The organism is Pseudomonas sp. FW306-02-D09B (genome assembly GCF_058782685.1).
This window is the reverse complement of the sequence record NZ_JBYSXY010000007.1, coordinates 106,977-127,790: the sequence shown is the minus strand read 5'-3', so window position 1 is coordinate 127,790 and position 20,814 is coordinate 106,977. Positions and strand designations below refer to the sequence as shown.

At 58.2% G+C, this 20,814-nt stretch carries 17 protein-coding genes and 4 pseudogenes; 7 read left to right on the top strand and 14 right to left on the bottom strand.

Features of this window, described 5'->3' with window-relative positions; genetic code table 11:
* Positions 1 to 5: 5 nt before the first annotated feature.
* The 5 genes from AC3WK5_RS14235 to AC3WK5_RS14215 form a co-directional block, all read right to left on the bottom strand.
* Complete coding sequence (locus AC3WK5_RS14235; protein WP_103316092.1) at positions 6 to 446, bottom strand: carboxymuconolactone decarboxylase family protein; 441 nt, start codon at positions 444 to 446, stop codon at positions 6 to 8.
* Between the two features lie 420 nt (positions 447 to 866).
* Positions 867 to 2,303 (bottom strand): mechanosensitive ion channel family protein, encoded by a 1,437-nt coding sequence (locus tag AC3WK5_RS14230; RefSeq protein ID WP_103316091.1) that lies wholly within the window; start codon positions 2,301 to 2,303, stop codon positions 867 to 869.
* A gap of 242 nt (positions 2,304 to 2,545) precedes the next feature.
* Entirely contained in the window at positions 2,546 to 3,172 is a 627-nt protein-coding gene (ycaC, locus tag AC3WK5_RS14225) for an isochorismate family cysteine hydrolase YcaC (protein WP_103316090.1), read from the bottom strand.
* A 58-nt stretch (positions 3,173 to 3,230) separates the two neighbouring features.
* On the bottom strand, positions 3,231 to 3,914 hold the full coding sequence (locus AC3WK5_RS14220) for an isochorismatase family protein (protein WP_103316089.1): 684 nt from the start codon (positions 3,912 to 3,914) through the stop codon (positions 3,231 to 3,233).
* Positions 3,915 to 4,010: 96 nt separating this feature from the next.
* Positions 4,011 to 4,877: a pirin family protein gene (locus AC3WK5_RS14215; RefSeq protein ID WP_103316088.1), complete on the bottom strand. Its 867-nt coding sequence runs from the start codon at positions 4,875 to 4,877 to the stop codon at positions 4,011 to 4,013.
* Positions 4,878 to 4,985: 108 nt separating this feature from the next.
* Here AC3WK5_RS14215 and AC3WK5_RS14210 point away from each other — a divergent pair, with 108 nt between their 5' ends.
* Entirely contained in the window at positions 4,986 to 5,891 is a 906-nt protein-coding gene (locus AC3WK5_RS14210) for a LysR substrate-binding domain-containing protein (protein WP_103316087.1), read from the top strand.
* Positions 5,892 to 6,073: 182 nt separating this feature from the next.
* Complete coding sequence (dkgB, locus tag AC3WK5_RS14205; RefSeq protein WP_103316086.1) at positions 6,074 to 6,877, top strand: 2,5-didehydrogluconate reductase DkgB; 804 nt, start codon at positions 6,074 to 6,076, stop codon at positions 6,875 to 6,877.
* Positions 6,878 to 6,893: 16 nt separating this feature from the next.
* Here the strand turns inward: dkgB and AC3WK5_RS14200 are convergent, their stop codons facing one another.
* The 5 genes and pseudogenes from AC3WK5_RS14200 to AC3WK5_RS14180 form a co-directional block, all read right to left on the bottom strand.
* Complete coding sequence (locus AC3WK5_RS14200) at positions 6,894 to 10,133, bottom strand: transporter substrate-binding domain-containing protein (protein ID WP_103316085.1); 3,240 nt, start codon at positions 10,131 to 10,133, stop codon at positions 6,894 to 6,896.
* On the bottom strand, positions 10,134 to 10,781 hold the full coding sequence (locus tag AC3WK5_RS14195) for a response regulator transcription factor (RefSeq protein ID WP_103316084.1): 648 nt from the start codon (positions 10,779 to 10,781) through the stop codon (positions 10,134 to 10,136).
* A gap of 149 nt (positions 10,782 to 10,930) precedes the next feature.
* Positions 10,931 to 11,365 carry an ANTAR domain-containing protein gene (locus tag AC3WK5_RS14190; protein ID WP_103316083.1) on the bottom strand — a complete coding sequence of 145 codons (435 nt, stop codon included), beginning with the start codon at positions 11,363 to 11,365 and terminating at the stop codon, positions 10,931 to 10,933.
* A 196-nt stretch (positions 11,366 to 11,561) separates the two neighbouring features.
* Positions 11,562 to 11,728 (bottom strand): annotated as a pseudogene (locus AC3WK5_RS14185) (MgtC/SapB family protein); the annotation flags it as partial.
* Between the two features lie 174 nt (positions 11,729 to 11,902).
* Positions 11,903 to 13,075 (bottom strand): MFS transporter, encoded by a 1,173-nt coding sequence (locus AC3WK5_RS14180; protein ID WP_103316082.1) that lies wholly within the window; start codon positions 13,073 to 13,075, stop codon positions 11,903 to 11,905.
* A gap of 210 nt (positions 13,076 to 13,285) precedes the next feature.
* Here AC3WK5_RS14180 and AC3WK5_RS14175 point away from each other — a divergent pair, with 210 nt between their 5' ends.
* On the top strand, positions 13,286 to 15,112 hold the full coding sequence (locus AC3WK5_RS14175; RefSeq protein WP_103316081.1) for a glycoside hydrolase family 15 protein: 1,827 nt from the start codon (positions 13,286 to 13,288) through the stop codon (positions 15,110 to 15,112).
* Between the two features lie 187 nt (positions 15,113 to 15,299).
* Here AC3WK5_RS14175 and AC3WK5_RS14170 read toward each other — a convergent pair.
* Together AC3WK5_RS14170 and AC3WK5_RS14165 are read right to left on the bottom strand one after the other, a co-directional pair.
* A pseudogene (locus tag AC3WK5_RS14170) lies at positions 15,300 to 15,431 on the bottom strand (DUF6124 family protein); the annotation flags it as partial.
* Between the two features lie 47 nt (positions 15,432 to 15,478).
* Positions 15,479 to 15,676: pseudogene (locus AC3WK5_RS14165) on the bottom strand (1-deoxy-D-xylulose-5-phosphate reductoisomerase); the annotation flags it as partial.
* Positions 15,677 to 16,134: 458 nt separating this feature from the next.
* On the opposite strand from AC3WK5_RS14165, the gene idi reads away from it, so the two are divergent.
* The 3 genes from idi to AC3WK5_RS14150 are packed head-to-tail and all read left to right on the top strand — an operon-like array spanning position 16,135 to position 18,894.
* Entirely contained in the window at positions 16,135 to 16,680 is a 546-nt protein-coding gene (idi, locus tag AC3WK5_RS14160; protein ID WP_103316080.1) for an isopentenyl-diphosphate Delta-isomerase, read from the top strand.
* A 39-nt stretch (positions 16,681 to 16,719) separates the two neighbouring features.
* Positions 16,720 to 17,676: an SAM-dependent methyltransferase gene (locus tag AC3WK5_RS14155; protein ID WP_103316079.1), complete on the top strand. Its 957-nt coding sequence runs from the start codon at positions 16,720 to 16,722 to the stop codon at positions 17,674 to 17,676.
* A 45-nt stretch (positions 17,677 to 17,721) separates the two neighbouring features.
* Complete coding sequence (locus tag AC3WK5_RS14150; RefSeq protein WP_103316078.1) at positions 17,722 to 18,894, top strand: terpene synthase family protein; 1,173 nt, start codon at positions 17,722 to 17,724, stop codon at positions 18,892 to 18,894.
* A 233-nt stretch (positions 18,895 to 19,127) separates the two neighbouring features.
* Here the strand turns inward: AC3WK5_RS14150 and AC3WK5_RS14145 are convergent.
* Together AC3WK5_RS14145 and AC3WK5_RS14140 are read right to left on the bottom strand one after the other, a co-directional pair.
* Positions 19,128 to 19,262: pseudogene (locus AC3WK5_RS14145) on the bottom strand (DUF6124 family protein); the annotation flags it as partial.
* A 233-nt stretch (positions 19,263 to 19,495) separates the two neighbouring features.
* A complete protein-coding gene (locus tag AC3WK5_RS14140; protein WP_103322113.1) occupies positions 19,496 to 19,867 on the bottom strand; it encodes a DUF6124 family protein in 372 nt (123 codons plus the stop codon).
* 533 nt (positions 19,868 to 20,400) lie between these two features.
* On the opposite strand from AC3WK5_RS14140, the gene AC3WK5_RS14135 reads away from it, so the two are divergent.
* Entirely contained in the window at positions 20,401 to 20,790 is a 390-nt protein-coding gene (locus AC3WK5_RS14135; RefSeq protein WP_103317572.1) for a hypothetical protein, read from the top strand.
* Positions 20,791 to 20,814: the final 24 nt, after the last annotated feature.

The window sequence follows — 20,814 nt, the reverse complement described above, 5'->3', positions numbered from 1 at the left end:
CCCGATCAGGCCTGGGGCATTTTGCGGAAACCCACCGCCAGTCGGTTCCAGGCGTTAATGGTGGTAATCGCCACGCTGAGGTCAACCATTTCCTTGGCGTCGAACTCGGCGCTCAAGAGGGCGTAATCCTCGTCCGGGGCATGAGTTTCACTGATGCGAGTCAGGGCTTCGGTCCAGGCCAGCGCCGCGCGTTCACGCGGGGTGAAGAACGGCGTTTCACGCCAGACCGACACCGCATACAGACGGCGTTCGGTCTCGCCACCTTTGCGCGCATCGGCGGTGTGCATGTCGACGCAGAAGGCACAGCCGTTGATTTGCGAAGCGCGCAGTTTGACCAGTTCGATCAGCGACTTTTCCAGCGGCAGTTTTGTCACCGCGCTTTCCAGCGCGATCATGGCTTTGAGGGCATCGGGTGAAGCGGTGTAGAAATCGACACGAGATTGCATGGTCAGCTCCGTAGCAAGTGGGGATGCGCTATACGGTAGCGCTGCCGGCGATTGGCACAAATAGCCAATTGTTCAGAAGTCGAGGTAGCCAATGACTGACCCGCCCGTCTTTTGGCGCGACCGTTTCTGCGGCCGGGTTGGCGGTGAATCGAGCGCTGGATCACCTCGATTCATCGGATTCACCGCAGTAATAAGCAACACCGTGGAGCTCTTGTGGCGAGGGGGCTTGTCGGAACGCCGCACCGCCCCGTTCGGTTGCGCAGCAGCCGCCCCCCTGGCGAACGTAAACTTCCAGATACACCGCGGATACCGATTTTAGGGTCGCTTCGCGCCCCAACGGGGCGATGCGGCGTTCCGACAAGCCCCCTCGCCACAGGTTCTCGACCGTGTCTGCGAACAACGTGAAGGCGCCGTAACGGCCTACGCCCGGCTACGCAACCACTGCAGAAAACCCTTCTTTTCCACCACTTTTGGTACTTCCTGAGTCAAGGTTTGTGCAGTGTGCAAGCGGAAATCCAGTAACGCCTGCATCGCTTCGCTGATGTCGTGGCGGGCGTCGAGACAGGGTTTGAGGTATTCCTTTTCGATCCGGTACAGGGTGCAGAAGGTCTTGGCCGAAAAGTCCGCCGGCACCGATTCATCCGAGAGAATCCCGGCCTCGCCGATCACCTCGCCCGGCCCCATGCGCCCGGCTTCGAACTTTTTGCCGCCACGGCTCAAGGCCACTGACACCACGCCCGATTCGATGATGAACAGGTGATCGCTGACCTCTCCCGCCGGCAGGATCATTTCCCCGGCACGGAAGGTGATGAGCGTCATGTTCTGGCTGAAGGTGTCTTTCTCTTCCGAACGCAAGGTCGAAAAAATACTCGAGCTTTCTAGCAGCGCCCGTGGCCGTGAAAGGCCCGGCAGTGTTGTGGTTTCTGCGGTCGACAACAGGCTCACGCCCGACGCACGCAAATGCCGGAAGGCCAGATCGAACAGCAGATTACGCACTTCGCGCTTTTGCCCCATGGACGATACAAATCCGATGATCTCGTATTCCACGCCACTGGCGCTGGAGCTTTTCAAGGAGACGCTCGGTGCCGGTTTGCTGAGCAGTGGCCGGCAACCCTGCATCGCCCGCTCCAGTGCTTCGATCACCGTGTGCGGGCGCGCATGAGGGCTCAGTTGCAGGCTGATGGTAATGCCGAAAATGTCGCTGGGCCGACTGAAGTTGATGATCTTGGCCTTGGCCGCCAACGAGTTGGGGATCACCGCCATGCTGCCCTGTGAGGTTTGCAGCCGCGTGGCCCGCCAGTCGATGTCGGTGACCCGGCCTTCGGTGCCGTCGATGGAGATCCAGTCATCCAGTTGATAGGGTTTGGTGGTGTTGAGCACGATGCCGGAAAACACATCGCTGAGGGTGCTCTGCAATGCCAGGCCGACGATGATCGCCAGGGCACCGGAAGTCGCCAGCACGCCTTTGACCGGCAAATCGAGCACATACGCCAGGGCGGCGATGATCGCGATCAGGAAAATTACCGCACCGAGCAAATCCTGCAACAGCCGGCCAGTATGCCCGACCCGTTGCATCATCACCGTGCCAAGCAATACCGTCAGGGTTCGCGCGCCAAACAGCCACCAACCGATCTGCAATCCGGTCGCGGCCAGGTGCAACGGCACGTTCTCCGGCCAAGGCGCCACGTCCATCGGGTTCATGCCTTCGTTGAACAGCACGGCGCTGAACAACGCAAAAATCACCACCCGCACGACCAACTGCCAGTGACTGACACTGACCAACCGCCACAGCAGGATGTCGAGCAAAATCAGCGCCAGGGCGCAGAACATCGGGTGATCGGTGAGAAGTGACAACATCAAGCAACTCCAGCAAAGCCAATGGCGTGAAGATCGCACAGATTGGCCACAGTGTAGGAGTGTTTGGTTGCGAGGTGAACGCAACCTGCACAACACCACAAAACCAATGTGGGAGCGAGCCTGCTCGCGATGACGGTGGAACAGACACTGATGCAGTGACTGTCAGACCGCTATCGCGAGCAAGCTCGCTCCCACAGTTGGCGAGTGGCGTATACCGAATCCGTGTACGCCACTCACCGGTGTTACTTACTATTGGTCAGCGTGTTGTAGCTGGTCATCAGGTTGCGGTAGTCCGGAATGTGGTTGGAGAACAAGGTCGCCAGCCCTTCCACGTCGTTACGCCAGTCGCGGTGCAACTCGCACGCCAGGCCGAACCAGGTCATCAGTTGTGCACCCGAGGACGACATGCGGTCCCAGGCCGACTGACGAGTGATTTCGTTGAAGGTGCCGGAAGCATCCGTGACCACGAACACCTCAAAACCTTCTGCCAGTGCCGACAGCGCCGGGAACGCTACGCAAACTTCAGTCACCACACCGGCGATGATCAGTTGCTTCTTGCCGGTGGCCTTGATCGCCTTGACGAAGTCTTCGTTGTCCCAGGCATTGATCTGACCCGGGCGAGCGATGTACGGCGCGTCCGGAAACAGTGCCTTGAGCTCCGGCACCAGCGGGCCGTTGGGGCCGGTTTCGAAACTGGTAGTAAGGATGGTCGGCAGCTTGAAGTATTTGGCCAGATCAGCCAGCGCCAGCACGTTGTTCTTGAACTTGTCCGGTTCGATGTCGCGTACCAGCGACAGCAGGCCAGCCTGATGATCGACCAACAGTACGGCGGCGTTGTTTTTGTCCAGGCGTTTGTAAGAGGTAGTCATTGCAGTGGTCCTCGCTTTTTATCGATGCCGAGTGGAAGTCGGCGTGGGGGTTGCTCGGTTAGCGCTGGGAATCCAGCACTTCGTGTTCATTCGCCACTTGCTGGGCCTTGAGGTAGCTCTCGATCAGCAATTGATAATGCGGCATGGTCTGGGCGTAGACCGCGGCCCACTGCTCGGCGTCTGGGCGATTCCACGAACCTTGCATCTCGGAGAGCGTTGCCATGATGTCGATCGGCACCACACCGGCCTGGGCCAAACGGGCAATTGTCAGATCAGTGGCGAGTTTCGAGTGGTTGCCGGAGGCATCGACCACCGCGAACACTTTGTAGCCTTCATGCACCGCGGCGATCGACGGGAATGCCAGGCAGACGCTGGTCAGGGTGCCGGCAATCACCAGGGTTTTCTTGCCGGTGGCTTTGACCGCCGCATGAAACTCAGGGTTGTCCCAGGCATTGATTTCACCTTTGCGCGCCACGTATCGGGCGTGCGGTGCTTCTTGGTGAATCTCGGGAATCAATGGTCCGTTCGGCCCTTGCGGTACGGACGCCGTAGTGATCACCGGCATCTTCAGCAGGGTTGCAGCCTTGGCCAGCGCGATCGCGTTGGCGCGCAGTTGCGGGACGTCCATATCCTTGACGATCTGGAACAGTCCGCTCTGGTGGTCGATCAACAGCAATGCGCTGTCGTTCGGGTCGATGGTCGGTTTCAGGCCATTGAAGTTGGCCGCATTGATCGTGCTCATGAGCGTTTCCTCTTTCTTTCAGGCAACAGCCATCCCTGGCCCGTGAACCGGCCTACGTATCCTGTGTAGAGCGGATTTTTTTTGACGGCGTACGCGTTAACTGCGCATCCGGCCGAACTGACCGGACTGGAAGTCAGCGAAAGCCTGATGAATCTCTTGCTCGGTGTTCATCACGAACGGGCCGTGACCGACGATCGGCTCGTCGATAGGTTCACCGCTGAGCAGCAGCACCACCGCATCGTTGTTGGCTTCGAGGCTGAGTTGGTCGCCATTGCGCTCGAACAACGCCAACTGTCCTTCGCGAACCAGCTCCAGGCCGTTGACCTGAACCGCACCGCGCAGCACCACCAGCGCTGTGTTGCGACCTTCGTGCAGGTCCAGATTCAGCAACTTGCCGGCATTCAGGCGCAGGTCCCAGACATCGATCGGGGTGAAGGTCTTCGCCGGTCCCCGCTGGCCGTCGAACTCACCGGCAATCAAACGCAAGCTGCCGGCCTTGTTCTGGAGGGCAATACTTGGGATATCGCCATCGAGAATCGTCTGGTAACCGGCGTCGGCCATTTTGTCCTTGGCCGGCAGGTTGACCCACAGCTGGACCATTTCCAGGGTGCCGCCACGCTTGGCGAATGCTTCGGAGTGAAACTCCTCGTGCAGGATCCCAGACGCGGCGGTCATCCATTGCACGTCGCCTGGACCGATCTTGCCGCCGCTGCCCGTGGAGTCGCGGTGCTCCAGTTCGCCCTTGTAGACGATGGTCACGGTTTCAAAACCGCGGTGCGGATGCTGGCCCACTCCACGACGCGCCGTAGTTGGGGTGAATTCAGCGGGGCCGGCATGGTCGAGCAGCAGGAACGGGCTGATGTGTTTGCCCAGGTTGTCGTAGGAAAACAGTGTGCGAACCGGGAAACCGTCGCCCACCCAGTGCGCTCTTGGGCTGGTGTAGATACCGATGATGTTTTTCATGGTGCCTCCGAATGTGGGTGAGTCAGAACATGGACAAAGCTTAAATCCGGCACCTTTGATGCGATAGACTGCGAAAATCACCCTTAGCGTTCTATTTGGAGAACGACAGTGGAAGACCTGAACACCCTGTACTACTTCACCCAAGTGGTCGAACACGGAGGTTTTGCCGCTGCCGGACGTGCGCTGGACATGCCCAAGTCGAAACTCAGCCGACGGATTTCCCAACTCGAAGAACGCCTCGGGGTGCGGCTGATCCATCGCACCAGCCGGCATTGCTCCCTCACTGAAATTGGCCAGGCCTACTACCAGCGTTGCCTGGCCATGCGCGTGGAAGCCGAAAGCGCCGCGGAACTGATCGAGCGCAACCGCTCCGAACCTCAGGGGCTGGTGCGCATCAGTTGTCCGACGGCGCTGCTTAACTCCTGGGTCGGGCCGATGCTGACGCGCTACATGCTCAAGTACCCGCTGGTGGAGTTGTTCATCGAGAGCACCAACCGCCGTGTGGACGTACTCCACGAAGGTTTCGACATCGCCCTGCGAGTGCGCTTTCCGCCCTTGGAAAACACCGATCTGGTGATGAAAGTGCTGGGCAACAGCACTCAAAGCCTGGTGGGTTGCCCGATGTATCTTGAGCGTTTGTCATCACCGGCCTTGCCTGCCGACCTCAGTGGCCTGCCAAGCCTGCACTGGGGCGCCGCACAACGTGAATACCAGTGGGAGCTGTTCGGCCCGGATGCCGCCACGGCATTGATCCGCCATCATCCACGACTGGTCACCGACGACTTGATCGCCCTGCGCCAGGCAGTGCTGGCCGGCCTCGGCGTCGCTCACCTGCCCGCCGTGGTAGTGCGTGAGGATCTGGCTGCTGGCCGACTGGTCGAACTGGTGCCGGGCTGGGCTCCAAAGTGCGGGATCGTCCACGCCATCTTCCCTTCGCGCCGCGGCTTGCTGCCGTCGGTACGAACCCTGATCGACTTTCTGGGCGAGGAGTTCAGCCGCAGCGATATTGCGTAGGAGCACGGCTTGCCGGCGACGGCGTCCTTGAGATCGCTTTCGTCGGAACGCCGCCCGAAGCGAGCTGTGCTCCTGCAGATTCGTGATTTTCAGTAAAAAGTGCTTTGCCGATTCAGCGGTTTTTCTCAAGGATGCAGACCGGGATACTCGCGCCATTCCCGTCACAACCCCTGGAGTCACACATGTCTGTTCCCGCCTTCGGCCTCGGTACTTTTCGCTTGCAAGGCCAGGTGGTCATCGATTCGGTGAGCACCGGCCTTGAACTCGGTTACCGGGTGATCGATACCGCACAGATCTACGACAACGAAGCCGATGTCGGCCAGGCCATCGCCGCCAGCGGCATTGCCCGCGAAGAGCTGTTCATCACCAGCAAGATCTGGATCGCCAATTTTGCCAAGGACCAGCTGATCGCCAGCTTGAAAGACAGCCTGCGCAAACTGCAAACCGATTATCTGGACCTGACGCTGATCCACTGGCCGTCCCCGGAAAACCAGGTGCCGGTGCATGAATTCATGGGTGCCCTGCTGGAAGCCAAGGCGCTGGGCCTGACGCGGCAGATCGGTGTGTCGAACTTCACCGTCGACCTCATGCAGCAAGCCATCGACGCGGTCGGCGCAGACAACATCGCGACCAATCAGATCGAGCTGCACCCTTACCTGCAAAACCGCACAGTGGTCGAGTTTGCCCAGAGCCAGGGTATTCAGATCACCTCCTACATGACCCTGGCCTACGGCGAAATCCTGAAGGACCCGGTCATCCAACAGATCGCCGAGCGGCATCAGGCAACTCCGGCACAAGTCACGCTGGCCTGGGCTATGCAGCAGGGTTACGCGGTGATTCCGTCGTCGACCCAACGGGCCAACCTCGACAGCAACCTGGCGGCCCGCAAGCTGACATTGAGCGAAGCCGATATGACGCTGATCGCAGGACTTGAGCGCGGCCAGCGCCTGACCAGCCCGAAAGGTATCGCTCCCGATTGGGATTGAGCGTAACCGCTCAGCATTATTGCTCCAGGTGCAGAGCCAAACGCTCCATGGCGAATTGCAGGGCCTGCACCGCCTGGTTCAATACGTTGTTGTCGCGCCCACCGCAGGCGACTTCCAGTTGTTCGCAACAGTGGACCACGCGCCGGGCCTTGACCATTTGCGCGCCGCCCTTGATCCGATGGGCCAGCTCCCGCAAGCCTATGCGGTCACGCTTGCGGTAAAAGCCCTGTAACCGTGCCAGATCCTTGGCATTACTGCTGGCCAGTTCAGCCAGCAGTTTATTGATCAGGCTACGGTCAGGCCCGGCCAGTTGTTCAAGGCTGCCAAGATCGATTTCGGCAGCGCTGACCGGCAACGCTTCGAGCGGTTGTCGCGTGTTGGTGTCCGGTGTCACACCGGCCAGACGGGCACTCAGGTCTTTCAGGCCGATGGGCTTGAACAGGCAATCGTCCATCCCGGCTTCCATGCAACGGATCTTTTCTTCGGGCTGGGCATTGGCAGTGAAACCGAGAATCAGGCAAGGCATGTCCCCATTGGCCCGCTCCTCGTCACGAATTGCCATGGCCAACTCGTAACCGCTGAGGTTCGGCATGTTGCAATCGGTGATAACCACGTCGAACGTATGTTCACGCCAGCATTCGAGCCCCTGCTCACCGTCCTGGGCATCACACACACGGTGCCCAAGACGGCTCAGTTGTTGCACCAGCAACAGGCGATTGGCCGGGTAGTCGTCAACCACCAGAATGTTCAACGAGTGCCCTCGCTCCGGTGGCACAGTCTCGACCGGCGGCGCGGCCAGCGGCTGCAATGCCAGTACATCGAGGCTGACGTCGATTTGCGTGCCCGCGCCCAGCTCGCTGCGCAATTGCAATCGCCCCCCCATCATCTCGCACAGCGAACGGCTGATGAGCAAGCCGAGCCCGGAGCCACCGCGGCCATCCTGCGGGCTATTGCTGGCCTGTACAAACCGACTGAACAATCGCTGCTGGTCGAATTCGCTGATGCCTATCCCGCTGTCCTTGATCCACAGGCTGATCGCCAGGTACCCGTGAACGGCAGCGGGCTCTACTCGCAGCGTCAGGCTGATCTGTCCGGCGCGGGTGAACTTGATCGCGTTGCTCAGCAGGTTGGAGACGATTTGCTTGAAACGCATCGGGTCGATCAACACATCGCGGTCACTACGGGCATCCAGTTCGACCTGCCAAAGCAGGTTCTTTTGCCGTGCCAGGCCTTCAAATACTTTGCTCACCGAACTGACCAGCGCCAACAGATTCGCGCGTTCCGGGGTCAGGGACAAATGCCCCGACTCGATCCGCGCGATGTCCAGAATATCGCCGATCAGCTCCAGCATCTGCTGCGCTGCATTCCACGCCACCTCTATCGCAAGATGGTCCGTGACGCCCTCTTCAGCTCGCAACATCGCCAGTTCGAGCATGCCGATCACAGCGTTCATTGGCGTGCGGATTTCATGGCTCATGGTTGCCAGGAAGGTGGTTTTGGCACGGTTGGCATCGTCCGCCGCGTCCCTCGCTTGCTGCACCTGTTGCAGCAATTGCTGGCGCTTGCGGATCAGGTTGCGCTGGTAGGCAATCCAGCCCAGCGCCAACAGCAGCAACAGTCCTGCGGCCAAAAAACCCTGAAGGATGGACGTGCGGTGACGCGACCAGTAGCTGTCATCCACCGGCAGTTCATTGCGCCAGCGGTTGGCCAACTCGTCCATTTCTTCCGGGGGAATGCTTAACAGGGCTTTATTGAGAATTGAGTAGAGTTCAAGGGCTCCACGGTTGGTCGCGAAGCTGATGTGTGCCGGTTCGGTGCTCACGGTACTGGTTATCGCCAGAACGTGACGATACTCCCGAGCAATCAGGTAGCGGGCAATGATCAATGAGCTCAATGCCGCGTCGGCTTGCCCCTTGGCGACCAGCGCCATACCTTGGGCGGGGGTTTGCACATCGACGAAGCGCACACCGGGAACGCGCGCAAGGATGAACTCACGCAGCGCATGACCGCTGTAGATCGCCAACCGCTTACCGGCCAGGTCGTCCAGTGTCGCAGGGTCCCCGGTACCGCCTGCACTGACCAGGACAAAGGGATTGATCAGATACGGTCGAGTAAAACGCAGTTCCGCCTGACGCTCGTTACTCGGGGTAATCACGGCCAGCAGATCGATCCCGCCTTGCTTGACCTGCTCTATTTGCTGATACAACGAATGGCCGCGCACGAGCTCGAACTTCAGCCCGGTATGCAGGCTGATCCGGTCCAGTACCTGAGCGCTGAGGCCTCTGAACTCACCCTTCTCGTCAAAAAATGACAACGGTGCAAAGTTGTCGATGACACCGACTCTGACCGATGGGTAGCTATCCATCCAACGTTGTTCGCGGGTACTCAATTGCAAGCGTTGCGCACCGCTGAAACGACTGCCGGCACTCCAGCGGCGCAGGACAGTCATGCGCTCCTGCACAGGAATCACCGCCAACGCGGCATCGATAATCCGCCGCAATCGAGGGTTGTCAGCACTCACTGAAAACCCGAATGCGTTGACCTCCAGGCGGGCAAATCCCGCCAGCTGCACATTGTTCAGGTAACTGTTGTTGATCAGGTAACCGGCACTGAGGGAGTCGCCCAGGTACAGATCAGCACCGCCAAAAGCCACGGCGCCGATTGCACTCAATGTCGAGTCATACAGTTGCAAATGTGCCTTGGGATAAGCCGCTTCGACCGCTTCGGGTCGCAAGTAATGGTCGAGCATCGCCACCCGCTGACCCGCAAGGTCGGCTGTCAGCCTGGCGCTGTCGCCCAAGCGGGTAACCAGGGCCGGTGCGTCTTCGGCATAGGTACGCGACATCAAAAGCTGCGGATCGGCCGCTTCAAAGTCGTTGGCGGTGCCCAACAGATCGACATTGCCCAGCTTCAACGCCGCAATCACCTCGGCTCGGGACCGGTAGCGTTTCACCTCGACCGGGATGTGCAGTAGCTGGCTGAGCAGGACCGCAAAATCGGCGGTGATGCCTTCCAGGTACCTGTCGCTGATGGTGACCTCGAACGGCACGTAATCCGGCGCCGAAGCGCCCAACCGCAAACTGCCCTGCTCGCGCAGCCAGCGCCAGTCGGCCTCTTCCAATTCGACCTGATAACCGTCGACGGCCGAACGCCCTTGCAGTTTCAGCAGCTGTGGCTTTGCGGCGAAACTGTCCACCGACCAGAGTGGACTGAACAGCATCAACACAATCAACCAGTCACGCAGGCGCATATGCATTCAGATCAGCTGATTGCGTATGGCGAATTCTCTCAAGTGAACCAGGGACTTCACGTTGAGCTTTGCGATCAAACGGGTTTTGTAGGTGCTGATGGTCTTGTGGCTGAGGTTCATGGCTTTAGCGATTTCCTTGTTGCTAAAGCCGAGCGCCAGGTATCGAAAGATGCTCAGTTCACGGTCAGAGAGTTTCCCGATCATCTGCGACTCGTTAAGTTGCAGCGGATCCAGACTCACTGAGCTGGAGTCCAGTTGAGGGAAATACATATAGCCAGACATCACCGCTTGAACGGCTTTACGCAGCTCTTGCAGGTCATTGGTTTTCGAGACAAAGCCCAAGGCCCCGGCTCTCATGCAGCGATCGACATAAAACCTTGGCTCAGAAGACGTGAAGACCACCACCCGAGAAGGTGACTGATCGCGCTGCAGACGACTCAGCAGTTCCAACCCGCCAAGCCTGGGAATATTCAGATCCAGCACCACCAGATCAGGTGACTGGGTAAGGATCGTCTGCAGGGCCTCAACACCATTGAATGATTCCAGAATGGTCTGGAACATCTCTCTGCCATTGGAATCCTTGAGTGCCGCAAGCAGCATTTTGACAGCGGCCACAACAACCGGATGATCATCCGCGATCAGCACTGACAGCATGGCAACTCCTGTAGAAACGCCCAAAAACCCCGGCATGCCGCCCATGGCATTTGCCAAGGCTGACACAACGGCTGCGCAACGACTGTTGCACGAGGAACAGGGCGAAACTACCTGTCAAAGTTGACAGTTCAGACCAACGGTCGTGTGCCTCAGGCGCGCAAACCGCCCTGCTGCCGGGCGTGCCCACGCCGGGAACCGTGAGCCGGTATATCGACGCGACTCATCAGCCCTTCGAGGGTTTCCTGGTCCGGTACGCGATCCTGGCTGATCCGCACGTTGTGCTGCTGGACGGCGAACAACGCGGGCAAGCCGGCTTTCTGGGCATCGTAGATCAACGTATGACAGATCTGCTGGTTGTCTTGGCAGAACGCCACCAGGTCCAGGCCGGTCCCGGTACACAAGGTTGCATTGATGATCACTAGATCAAACGGCTCACAGCCGTATTCGACAACGCTGAGCAGCTCTACAAGGGAGTGCACGGGGGCAATTCGGTAGTAACCGAGCTGATTCAGCTTGCGCTCGATTTTCATGCGATGAAAATGCTGCTCATCGGCGATCAGGATACGTAACGCTTTATTCGGCATGGTTGATTGACCCTACAATGACGGTGCGGCTGTTTACGCCCACCCTTATCAAGAGCGCCTCAGACTAAGGGCAATGCCGCGGGGGTTTCTGTAGGACATTTCTGAAAGAAACAGTTCCATCTACTTTTAATTTTTTTGCTGTCGCACTGATGACAACTTCAGCCAACGCTGCAAGTCAGTGCCAGTCATCGGTCGGTCACTCAGTCGTACTCGGGCCCAGAACGCCTGTTGAACCAAGGGTGAGAGGGAGATTCGTGCCACAAGCGCACCCAGTTCGTCTCCGTCAACCGAGGTGGTTGCCGGGGTGGCTTCGATTTCCACTTCATCATTGCCAAAGGCGCGCACGTCATCGCTGGCCGGTAAGGGGAAAGAATGACGCCCAACACAAATTAGTCGCCGTACATGTGGGAGCGTGGCTTGCCCGCGATGAACGATGACGCGTAATACCTGAAAAATCGCGGTGTTCGCTTCGCGGGCAAGCCTTGCTCCTACGGGTTTATCGCCTATCCATGGATTTGAGTCAGCTGACGCCAATGTTCATTTGAGTCGTCGATAACTCTGGATGGCCGAACCCAGCACCACCGCCCCCGCCGCAATCGACAGCCAGAACCCGCTGCGTGCGCCGAAGGCATCCACCAGCCAGCCGGAACCGGCTGCGCCGATCGCCACGCCGATGCTCAGGCCGGTGATCAGCCAGGTCAGGCCTTCCGTGAGTTTGGCTGGTGGCACGATGCGCTCCACCAACCCCATGGCGACAATCAACGTCGGTGCGAAAAACAGCCCGGCAACAAACACCGCCAGCGACAACCCGAGAATGTTCCCCGCCAGCAGCAACGGCAGCGTGGTCAGCGCCGTCGCCACTCCGCCGTACAGAAACAAACGCGGCAACGGCACGTTGGGTTTCAAGGCGCCGAACGCCAACCCGGCCAGGCACGAGCCGATGGCATACACCGACAGCACGATGCTCGCCGCTGCCGGCTGGCCTTGCTGCTGGGCGAACGCCACGCTGACCACATCCACCACCCCGACGATAGTGCCCATGGCGCCCATCAACAGCATCAACAGGCGTATATCCCCTGAACCCACGACCGAACCTGGTTGATCGGCGTCATGCGGATGCACCGACGGCTCGGTGCTGCGCTGCAACACAAACGCGCTCACCCCAATCGCCAACATCAGCAACGCCACCAACGGCCCGGCCTCGGGAAACACCACCACGCACAGTCCCACCGAGAGTGGCGGTCCGACGATAAAACACACCTCATCCAGCACCGACTCCAGCGCATAGGCGGTTTGTAACTGCGGTTGACCACGATACAGCTCGGTCCAGCGCGCCCGGACCATCGCCGACATGTTCGGCATGCAACCGGCCAGCGCGGCGAACACAAACAGTGTCCAGTTCGGCGCTTGCAATCGTGTACAGAGCAACAGCAACAACAACGCGCAACCGCCGACCAAGGCCGAAACCGGCAGCACCCGGCCCTGACCAAAACGGTCGACCATGCGCGACACCTGTGGTGCGCAAAACGCCGTGGCCAAGGCAAAGGTCGCCGCCACTGACCCGGCCAACCCGTAACCGCCCTGCAACTGCGAGAGCATGGTGATCAGGCCGATGCCGGTCATCGAGATCGGCATGCGCGCGACCATTCCCGCCAGCACAAAGGCGCGGCTGCCAGGGGCGTTGAATAGCGCTTGATAGGGATTTGCCATCCGCTTCCATCCTCTGCTGAGGCGTGCAACTTGCCACAAAGCGTCCAGGTAGTAAAAAACCACAAATAAGCCCGCCAAACATGAACTCAAGCCACCTTGCGCCAGTCACCTGATATGCCCGCCCGTCGAAAGCTGAGTGATAGGCACATCTCGTCAGCAGCACACTGTTCATCGATGGCGGCCTATGTCTCTATCCGGAGTGACGCAGCAATGGCTGATCATTACAACGAGCGACAAAGCGCTATCGACGCCCACGGCATCATCGGGGACATGCGCAGCGCAGCGTTGGTCAACGACAAGGGCAGCGTGGACTTTTTCTGCTGGCCGGAATTCGACAGCCCGTCGATCTTCTGCTCATTACTGGACACCCCGGACGCGGGGATTTTCCAACTGGCACCCGAGCTGCCCGATGCCCGGCGCGAGCAAATCTACCTGCCCGACACCAACGTGCTGCAAACCCGCTGGCTGAGTGAACAAGCGGTGGTGGAGATCACCGACCTGCTGCCGGTCGGCGACAACGATGACGCCCTGCCCCTGTTGATCCGTCGCGTGCGGCTGGTTAGTGGCCACGCCACCTGCCACCTGCATTGCGCGGTGCGCCATGACTACGCCCGAGCGCAGACCACGGCGCGGGTCGACGGCGCAGACGTCTGCTTCGAAGCCGCTCACCAGCCAGGTTTACGCCTGCACGCCAATCAGCCGATGCAGGTTGTGAAAGACGCCGCCGTCGCCACGTTTAGCCTCAAACAGGGACAGAGCGCCGAATTCCTCCTCGGCGCCCTCGACGACCCACGCTTCAAGGATGAAAACAGTGACCTGTGCCTGCAACGCACACTGAAGTTCTGGCGCGACTGGATCGGGCAATCCAATTACCGCGGACGCTGGCGCGAAATGGTCAACCGCTCGGCACTGGCGCTGAAACTGCTGACCTCGCGCAAACACGGCGCGATCCTCGCCGCCGCGACCTTCGGCCTGCCGGAAATACCCGGCGGCGCCCGCAACTGGGACTATCGCTACACCTGGATCCGCGATGCCTCCTTCACCGTCTATGCCTTCATGCGCCTGGGCTTTGTCGATGAAGCCAACGCCTACATGCGCTGGTTGCACGGACGGATGAGCGACTGCCAGGGCAAAGCGATGAAGCTCAACGTCCTGTATGCCATTGATGGTCGTCAGGAGCTGCCGGAAATCGAACTCGCGCACTTGTCCGGTCACGGCAATGCCAAGCCGGTACGTATCGGCAATCAGGCCTACGAGCAGGCTCAGCTGGATATTTTCGGCGAGTTGATGGACGCGGTGTACCTGGTCAACAAGTACGGTGAGGCCATTTCCCATGAGAGTTGGCAACATGCCATCAAAGTGGTCGATCAGGTTTGCGATAGCTGGCAGCAAGAGGATGTCGGCATCTGGGAAATGCGTGGCGAGCAGCATCACTTCCTGCATTCACGGCTGATGTGCTGGGTGGCACTGGACCGGGCCATCCGTCTCGCGTCGAAACGCTCGCTGCCCGCCCCGTTCGCCCGTTGGGATCAGACCCGCCAAGCGATCTACGCCGACATCTGGAACAACTTCTGGAGCGACGAACATGGACATTTCGTCCAGCACATCGGCGGCACCGCGCTTGACGGTTCGATGTTGCTGATGCCATTGGTGCGTTTCGTCAGCGCCAGGGACCCGCGCTGGCTGTCGACCCTGCAAGCGATCCAGAAAACCCTGGTGCGCGACGGCATGGTGTACCGCTACCACAACGACGACAGCCAGATCGATGGCCTGCCCGGCACCGAGGGCGCGTTCGCCGCCTGCTCGTTCTGGTACGTCGAGTGCCTGGCTCGCGCCGGTATGGTCGAAAAAGCGCACCTGGAGTTCGAACAACTGCTGCGCTACGCCAACCCGCTCGGGCTCTACGCCGAAGAGTTCGACAGCCACGCCAGGCACCTGGGCAACACGCCACAAGCGCTGACCCACTTGGCACTGATCAGCGCGGCGAGTTTTCTCGAGCGGAAGTTGAGTGGGGAGAAGAGTTACTGGCAGCCGTAAAATGCGGGTGAGAAACCTGACGGACTGTCTGACAGCCGACAATCCCTTGTGGCGAGGGAGCTTGCTCCCGCTCGGCTGCGCAGCAGTCGTAACCCCTTCACTCGGTCCTCCAGCAAAACCGCATCGAATGGTGTTGGGACCGCTTCGCGCTCCAGCGGGAGCAAGCTCCCTCGCCACAGGTTGTGCTTTACGCGTCGGAGTCGTACGGATCGAAATTATCCAGCACCCGATTTACCAGCAACTCGCTCAGTACAATCATCTGTTGAATCGCCAACGCCACATGACGCCGCGAACCTTCAAGTTCGAAGGCCGGATTGCTGGCCGAACGGAAGTTGAGTGGAAAGAAGAGTTACTGGCAGCCATGAGGTGCTGGTGCGCTTGATGCGGCTCACTGACAATGACCAACTTCGGCTCGAACCTCAAGCACCTCGCCAACAGCCTTTCCATGTTGTGATGTGCACTAAGCGCAAACACAACGAATACCTCAAGATTACACGCAACCCTCTCTAACGCACTGTCCAACCTGGTATCGGTCGAATCGACAATCAATAGACGCTGTATCATAAATTTTTCACTCCAGCCTCAACCGACCAACTAAATCAACAGGCGCTCCCCTATAAGCCCCCTGATCAACATTGCGTTAATCAACCGACAGAGCGCGGCCAAAATACTAGGGCTTGAGACTGAGGCATGAGCAAAGAAATTCATCTCAACCCGTAATCGGCCAAAGAAACATTGGCTTTCGGTCTCGAAGATAGCAAACGACCACGACTTTACAAGCCTCTGACTGATGAAGATTAGCTATATAAGCCAGATCATATTGACCTAAAGGATTTTCCTGAAAACCTATACAAAATAATATAAAAATATAACTAACAACGAAGCCAATTAAAAACCATTAAAATATTTGCATCTATTAAAAACTCAACTAGATTCCTTCCCCACACACAAACATTACTAAACTCACGAACTAGCTTTGCCTACCATAACGCCCAACAGCGAAAACAAAATGGAGTTTGCCCTTGGAAGAAAAATTGATACTTGTTGATCCAGACGATCGTGAAATCGGCTCTGCACCGAAGTTGCACGTCCATCAACAGGGTCTTTTACACCGAGCATTCTCGATCTTCATTTTCGATGGCAACGGCCGTGTACTGTTGCAACAACGGGCACTGGGCAAATACCACTCTCAAGGCCTGTGGACCAACGCCTGCTGTGGACATCCGCGCCAGGGTGAGCGGACCCGCGCCGCAGCCAAACGCCGGCTGCGCGAAGAAATGGGGCTCACCTGCAAACTGACGCCGGTCTCCACCCTGCTCTACCACGAACGCGTGTCAAACCAGCTCATCGAGCATGAATACGACCACGTGTTCGCCGGTATCAGCCGTACTCCACCGATTGCCAATCCCGAAGAAGCCCACAGCTGGCAATGGCAGAAGCTCTCCGAGATTCCGGGACGCATCGCGGCAACCCCTGAAGCCTTCAGCATCTGGTTTCGTCGGATCTTCGAACAAGTCGGGCCGGCCGGGGTACGCAGCTGGAAAGAACTCGCGCACAGCCACCGCTGAGCAGAGTTGCTTCGTCCATACCTTCACGAGAAATCAGCCATGAACAGCCAACCCCAAAAAAACACCCCCGCCGATGAAACCCGTCTGCCTTATCAAATCATCCAGGGCTCCAGCATCGACAGTTATCAGGAGAAGGTCGTGTACACCTACGGCGACAGCCCTGAGGACTGGCGCAAGGCAATCGGCAATTACATCCTGTTCCAGTTCGGTGTCTACGACGATCCACGTTCGACTCCGCCCATCAGCCTCGACGAGTCCGGCATCCGCTATTTCGAACGACAACTGAAACTCGCCGGCCTCGAAGAACCGAATCGCCCACCGATCAAACGCATCCTCGACATCGGTTGTGGCTGGGGCTACATCCTCAAATACCTGGCGGAACGCTTCCCTGAATGCGAGCGCCTGGACGGGGTCAACGTCAGCCGCCGACAACTGGAACACTGCGCGAAATTCCACGCCGAGCAAGGGTTGTCCGAACGTATCAATCTCTACCTGTGCAACGCCAAGGATATCGAGTTGCTTCCGGGCGCGGATGAACCCTACGACCTGGTGATCATCCGCGGCGTGATCTCGCACTTCCCCGACGAGCTCTACGAAACCACCATGCAAGCCCTCGCCGGCCGAGTGCGCGAAGGCGGTGTGGTGGTCATCGCCGACAACCTCTACAACACCCCTCCCGCAACCTACACCCCCGACACCCCGGACGAAGTCGACCGCCTCGCCTGCAAACACCGCAAATCACCGGCGTACTTTCGTGAAGTGCTTGAGGAAAGTGGCTTCACGATCCACGACATGCGGGTATTGCCCTCAAATATCGATGTGGCGCACTGGTTGATGGATACAAAAGCCAATATCGAGAACAAGGAGTTGTTCCCTCATGGGGTAACGGGGGCGTTGGAAGAGTTGCGGGTGCTGGCGGAGAACTGGTCGGTGGCGCTGATTAAGAACAAGGTTTCGACGTATAGCGTGGTTGTAAAAAAACCATTTTTAAAGTGAGCCATTGTTCAGAATCAGGGGCCATTCACACTTCCGGAGAACACCATGGCAATTATTACGCTGCCCAATATTTATTGTCCTTTCTCTCACATTCAACACCCCAAGGCCGACCAGTTCGACCAACGCACGGCTGACTGGCTCCAACACTGGGAGCTCTACTGGGACGATAAACAAAGGCAACGAATGATTCGCCCGGGTTGGGGGGTATTGGCATCACTCGCCTATCCCAAAGGCACTGACGAACTGATTCAGATTGCTTCTGACTGGATGGCATGGGCCTTTGCCTGGGACGATGAGTGGTGTGATGAAAGCCCGGTCACAAAAAGGCCGGAAGACATGATCATCGCATTTGCAAGAATGAATCGAGCAATGGAATGTCCGGAGTACCCCGTCGACCCAAATGACCGTTATGCCCTGTCAATGCAAGAATTACGCATTCGTCTTGGGCAACACGCTACCCCCACTCAAGTGAATCGTGTAGTTGAAGCCCAAAAAGGGTATTTCATGGTCGAAATGGTCAAAGCTGCGTCCCTTTCTCCCGGACTGAATGAATGTACTTTTCTACGTCTGACGGGTGGCGGCGGGATGGTTTTCCCAATCCTCACTCACGTCGTTGCGGGTATTGATATTAGCCAGGATGAGTTTCTCGACCGCCGACTGGCTGCCATGACAGAAATGGCAGCCACCCTTGTAGTGTGGGAGAACGAGTTTTTTTCCTATGCGAAGGAGAGCATGCGCGCCAGTCTGGACGAACGTGGGCATAACCTCATTGATGCAGTTCGCAGGGAGTTTAACTACACCACGCAACAAGCATTGTCATGGTTCAACGTGATGCACGACCGAATCATCGGTTTGTTTGTCCGCTTGCGCGAACAAATGCTTCAGGACGCATCTCCAGAAGTCGAACGCTACATCGAAACATTGATTCACTATCAGACAGGCATCCTCGAATGGCATCGAACGGATGAGCGCTACCGCGTTTTGGGCCCAGGAGACTCCACACCCTGTTACGACGGTGGTCATATCGCCGACCAATCACATGATCAAAGCTACGAGCCCGTTCCAATACCGTCGATTCGATGGTGGTGGGACTATGACCCTGCCCGCCCTGCATCAGCCCACAAGTTTCATCCCAATGATCGTGTGGTTGCGGCCAGACAAGCGGGACGTGAGTTCAACACCCATCAAGAGCCCTACACCTATAAACAACAGCAATAACGAAACAACCGACTGACTGTGAGGGATCACCATAAGAAACGGTCGCGGTCAATCTGCTCAATCCACGGTCCGCCTGACGAAACTCAATCCCCGTGGTGAGGGAGCTTGCTCCCGCTCGGCTGCGCAGCAGTCGTAACCTCTGTCACTCGGTCCTCCAGCAAAACCGCATCGAATGGTTTTGGGAGCGCTTCGCGCTCCAGCGGGAGCAAGCTCCCTCGCCACAAGGTTGTGCTCTACGCGTCGGAGTCGTACGGATCGAAATTATCCAGCGCCCGATTTACCAGCAACTCGCTCAGTACAATCATCTGCTGAAACGCCAACGCCACATGACGCCGCGAACCTTCCAGTTCGAAGGCCGGATTGCTGGCCGAACAGAAGTTGAGTGAGGAAAAGAGTTACTGGCAGCCGTAAGGTGCTGGTGAAAGACCTGACGCGGACTATCTGAAAGCAGACAGTCCCTTGTGGCGAGGGAGCTTGCTCCCGCTCGGCTGCGCAGCAGTCGTAACCCCTTCACTCGGTCCTCCAGCAAAACCGCATCGAATGGTTTTGGGACCGCTTCGCGCTTCAGCGGGAGCAAGCTCCCTCGCCACAAGGTTGTGCTCTACGCGTCCGAGTCGTACGGATCGAAATTATCCAGCGCTCGGTTCACCAGCAACTCGCCCAGCACAATCATCTGTTGAATCGCCAACGCCACATGACGCCGCGAACCTTCCAGTTCGAAGGCCAAATCACTGGCCAACACATTCACCGACGCCAGGGTTTCGCTGGCGTGGGCCAGCAAGGTTTCGTTGTCGACATCGGGAATGACCACAAACATTTTGCCCGGCCGGGTATCGAGTTTCGGTGGCTGGGTGAATGGCGGTAAGTGGTAATCCAGCGCACGCTCGGCGGCTTCATGCAGCTTGCTGGAATCGAGGGAATCGTATGGGGAAACGCTGGGGTTTTCGGGGGGATTGGGGGTGATTTTGACCATGGTTGAAACTCCTGACATTCATGAAGCTCACCAGCATCGTGACCAAACGATGGGTGGTGGGCGGTACGCAGGTTGGTCAACCGGGAAGTCAGGCACCCGGCGCACTCGAAAGTGCCCCGCGCACAGCCCACCGCGAAGCATAACGGCAAGTGCAAAAAAAAGCGCCGACATGCTTAGGTTGGCGCTCATGCGCCTGACATTGAACAGGTGACCAAACCCGGCCGCTGAATTGGCAGCGACCCGCAAACACTAGTCCCGTGCCCTTCCTAACCACAACCTGAAAACCTCGTCGGAGAATTCCCCGGTCGACACCGCTTCTGTAGGAGCAAGGCTTGCCCGCGATGAACGAAGACGCGGTCCACCTGACGAAACGCGTTTAACGATGAATAGCCCAGCCCCCTACAAACACTAAACAACTCACCTCGCCGCACTCTGAAATATGCGGTTGCATGCCAATCACCGGCCTCATAACATCGCCCCTTCAACGGGTACAGCGGAGCTGTTCAGTAAAAACCCGCATTCAAGGAACCAGAATGAGCCATCGCATCCACTGCAGCATCAAAGCACCTCCCCGCTCGGGCCTGACCCGGGATCAACTGTGGGAAGCCGACGACAAAGGCCTGATCAAATGTTGGGAAGTCGGCCGCGAACGTGCCGCTAAATTCCCCGACCTTTCAAAACGCTGCCTGGCCGGCGAACTCCCGGTGCTCGGCTGGAAAGGTGGCGTCAGCCGCAGCTTGAAGAAGCGCGATAAATTCGGCTCCCTCAAATACCTCGCCCAATGGCAAGGCCTGCGCGGTGAAGACCTGGACATCGACCTGACTCAGGAACGGACGATGACCTGCTCCAGCACCAGAATGGTCGTGACCTTTACCCCTGATCGCACAAAATACTTTAACCAGCCGTTGGAAATGGAAGCCTAGGTGCCGACCTGATGGCCCGCCCAC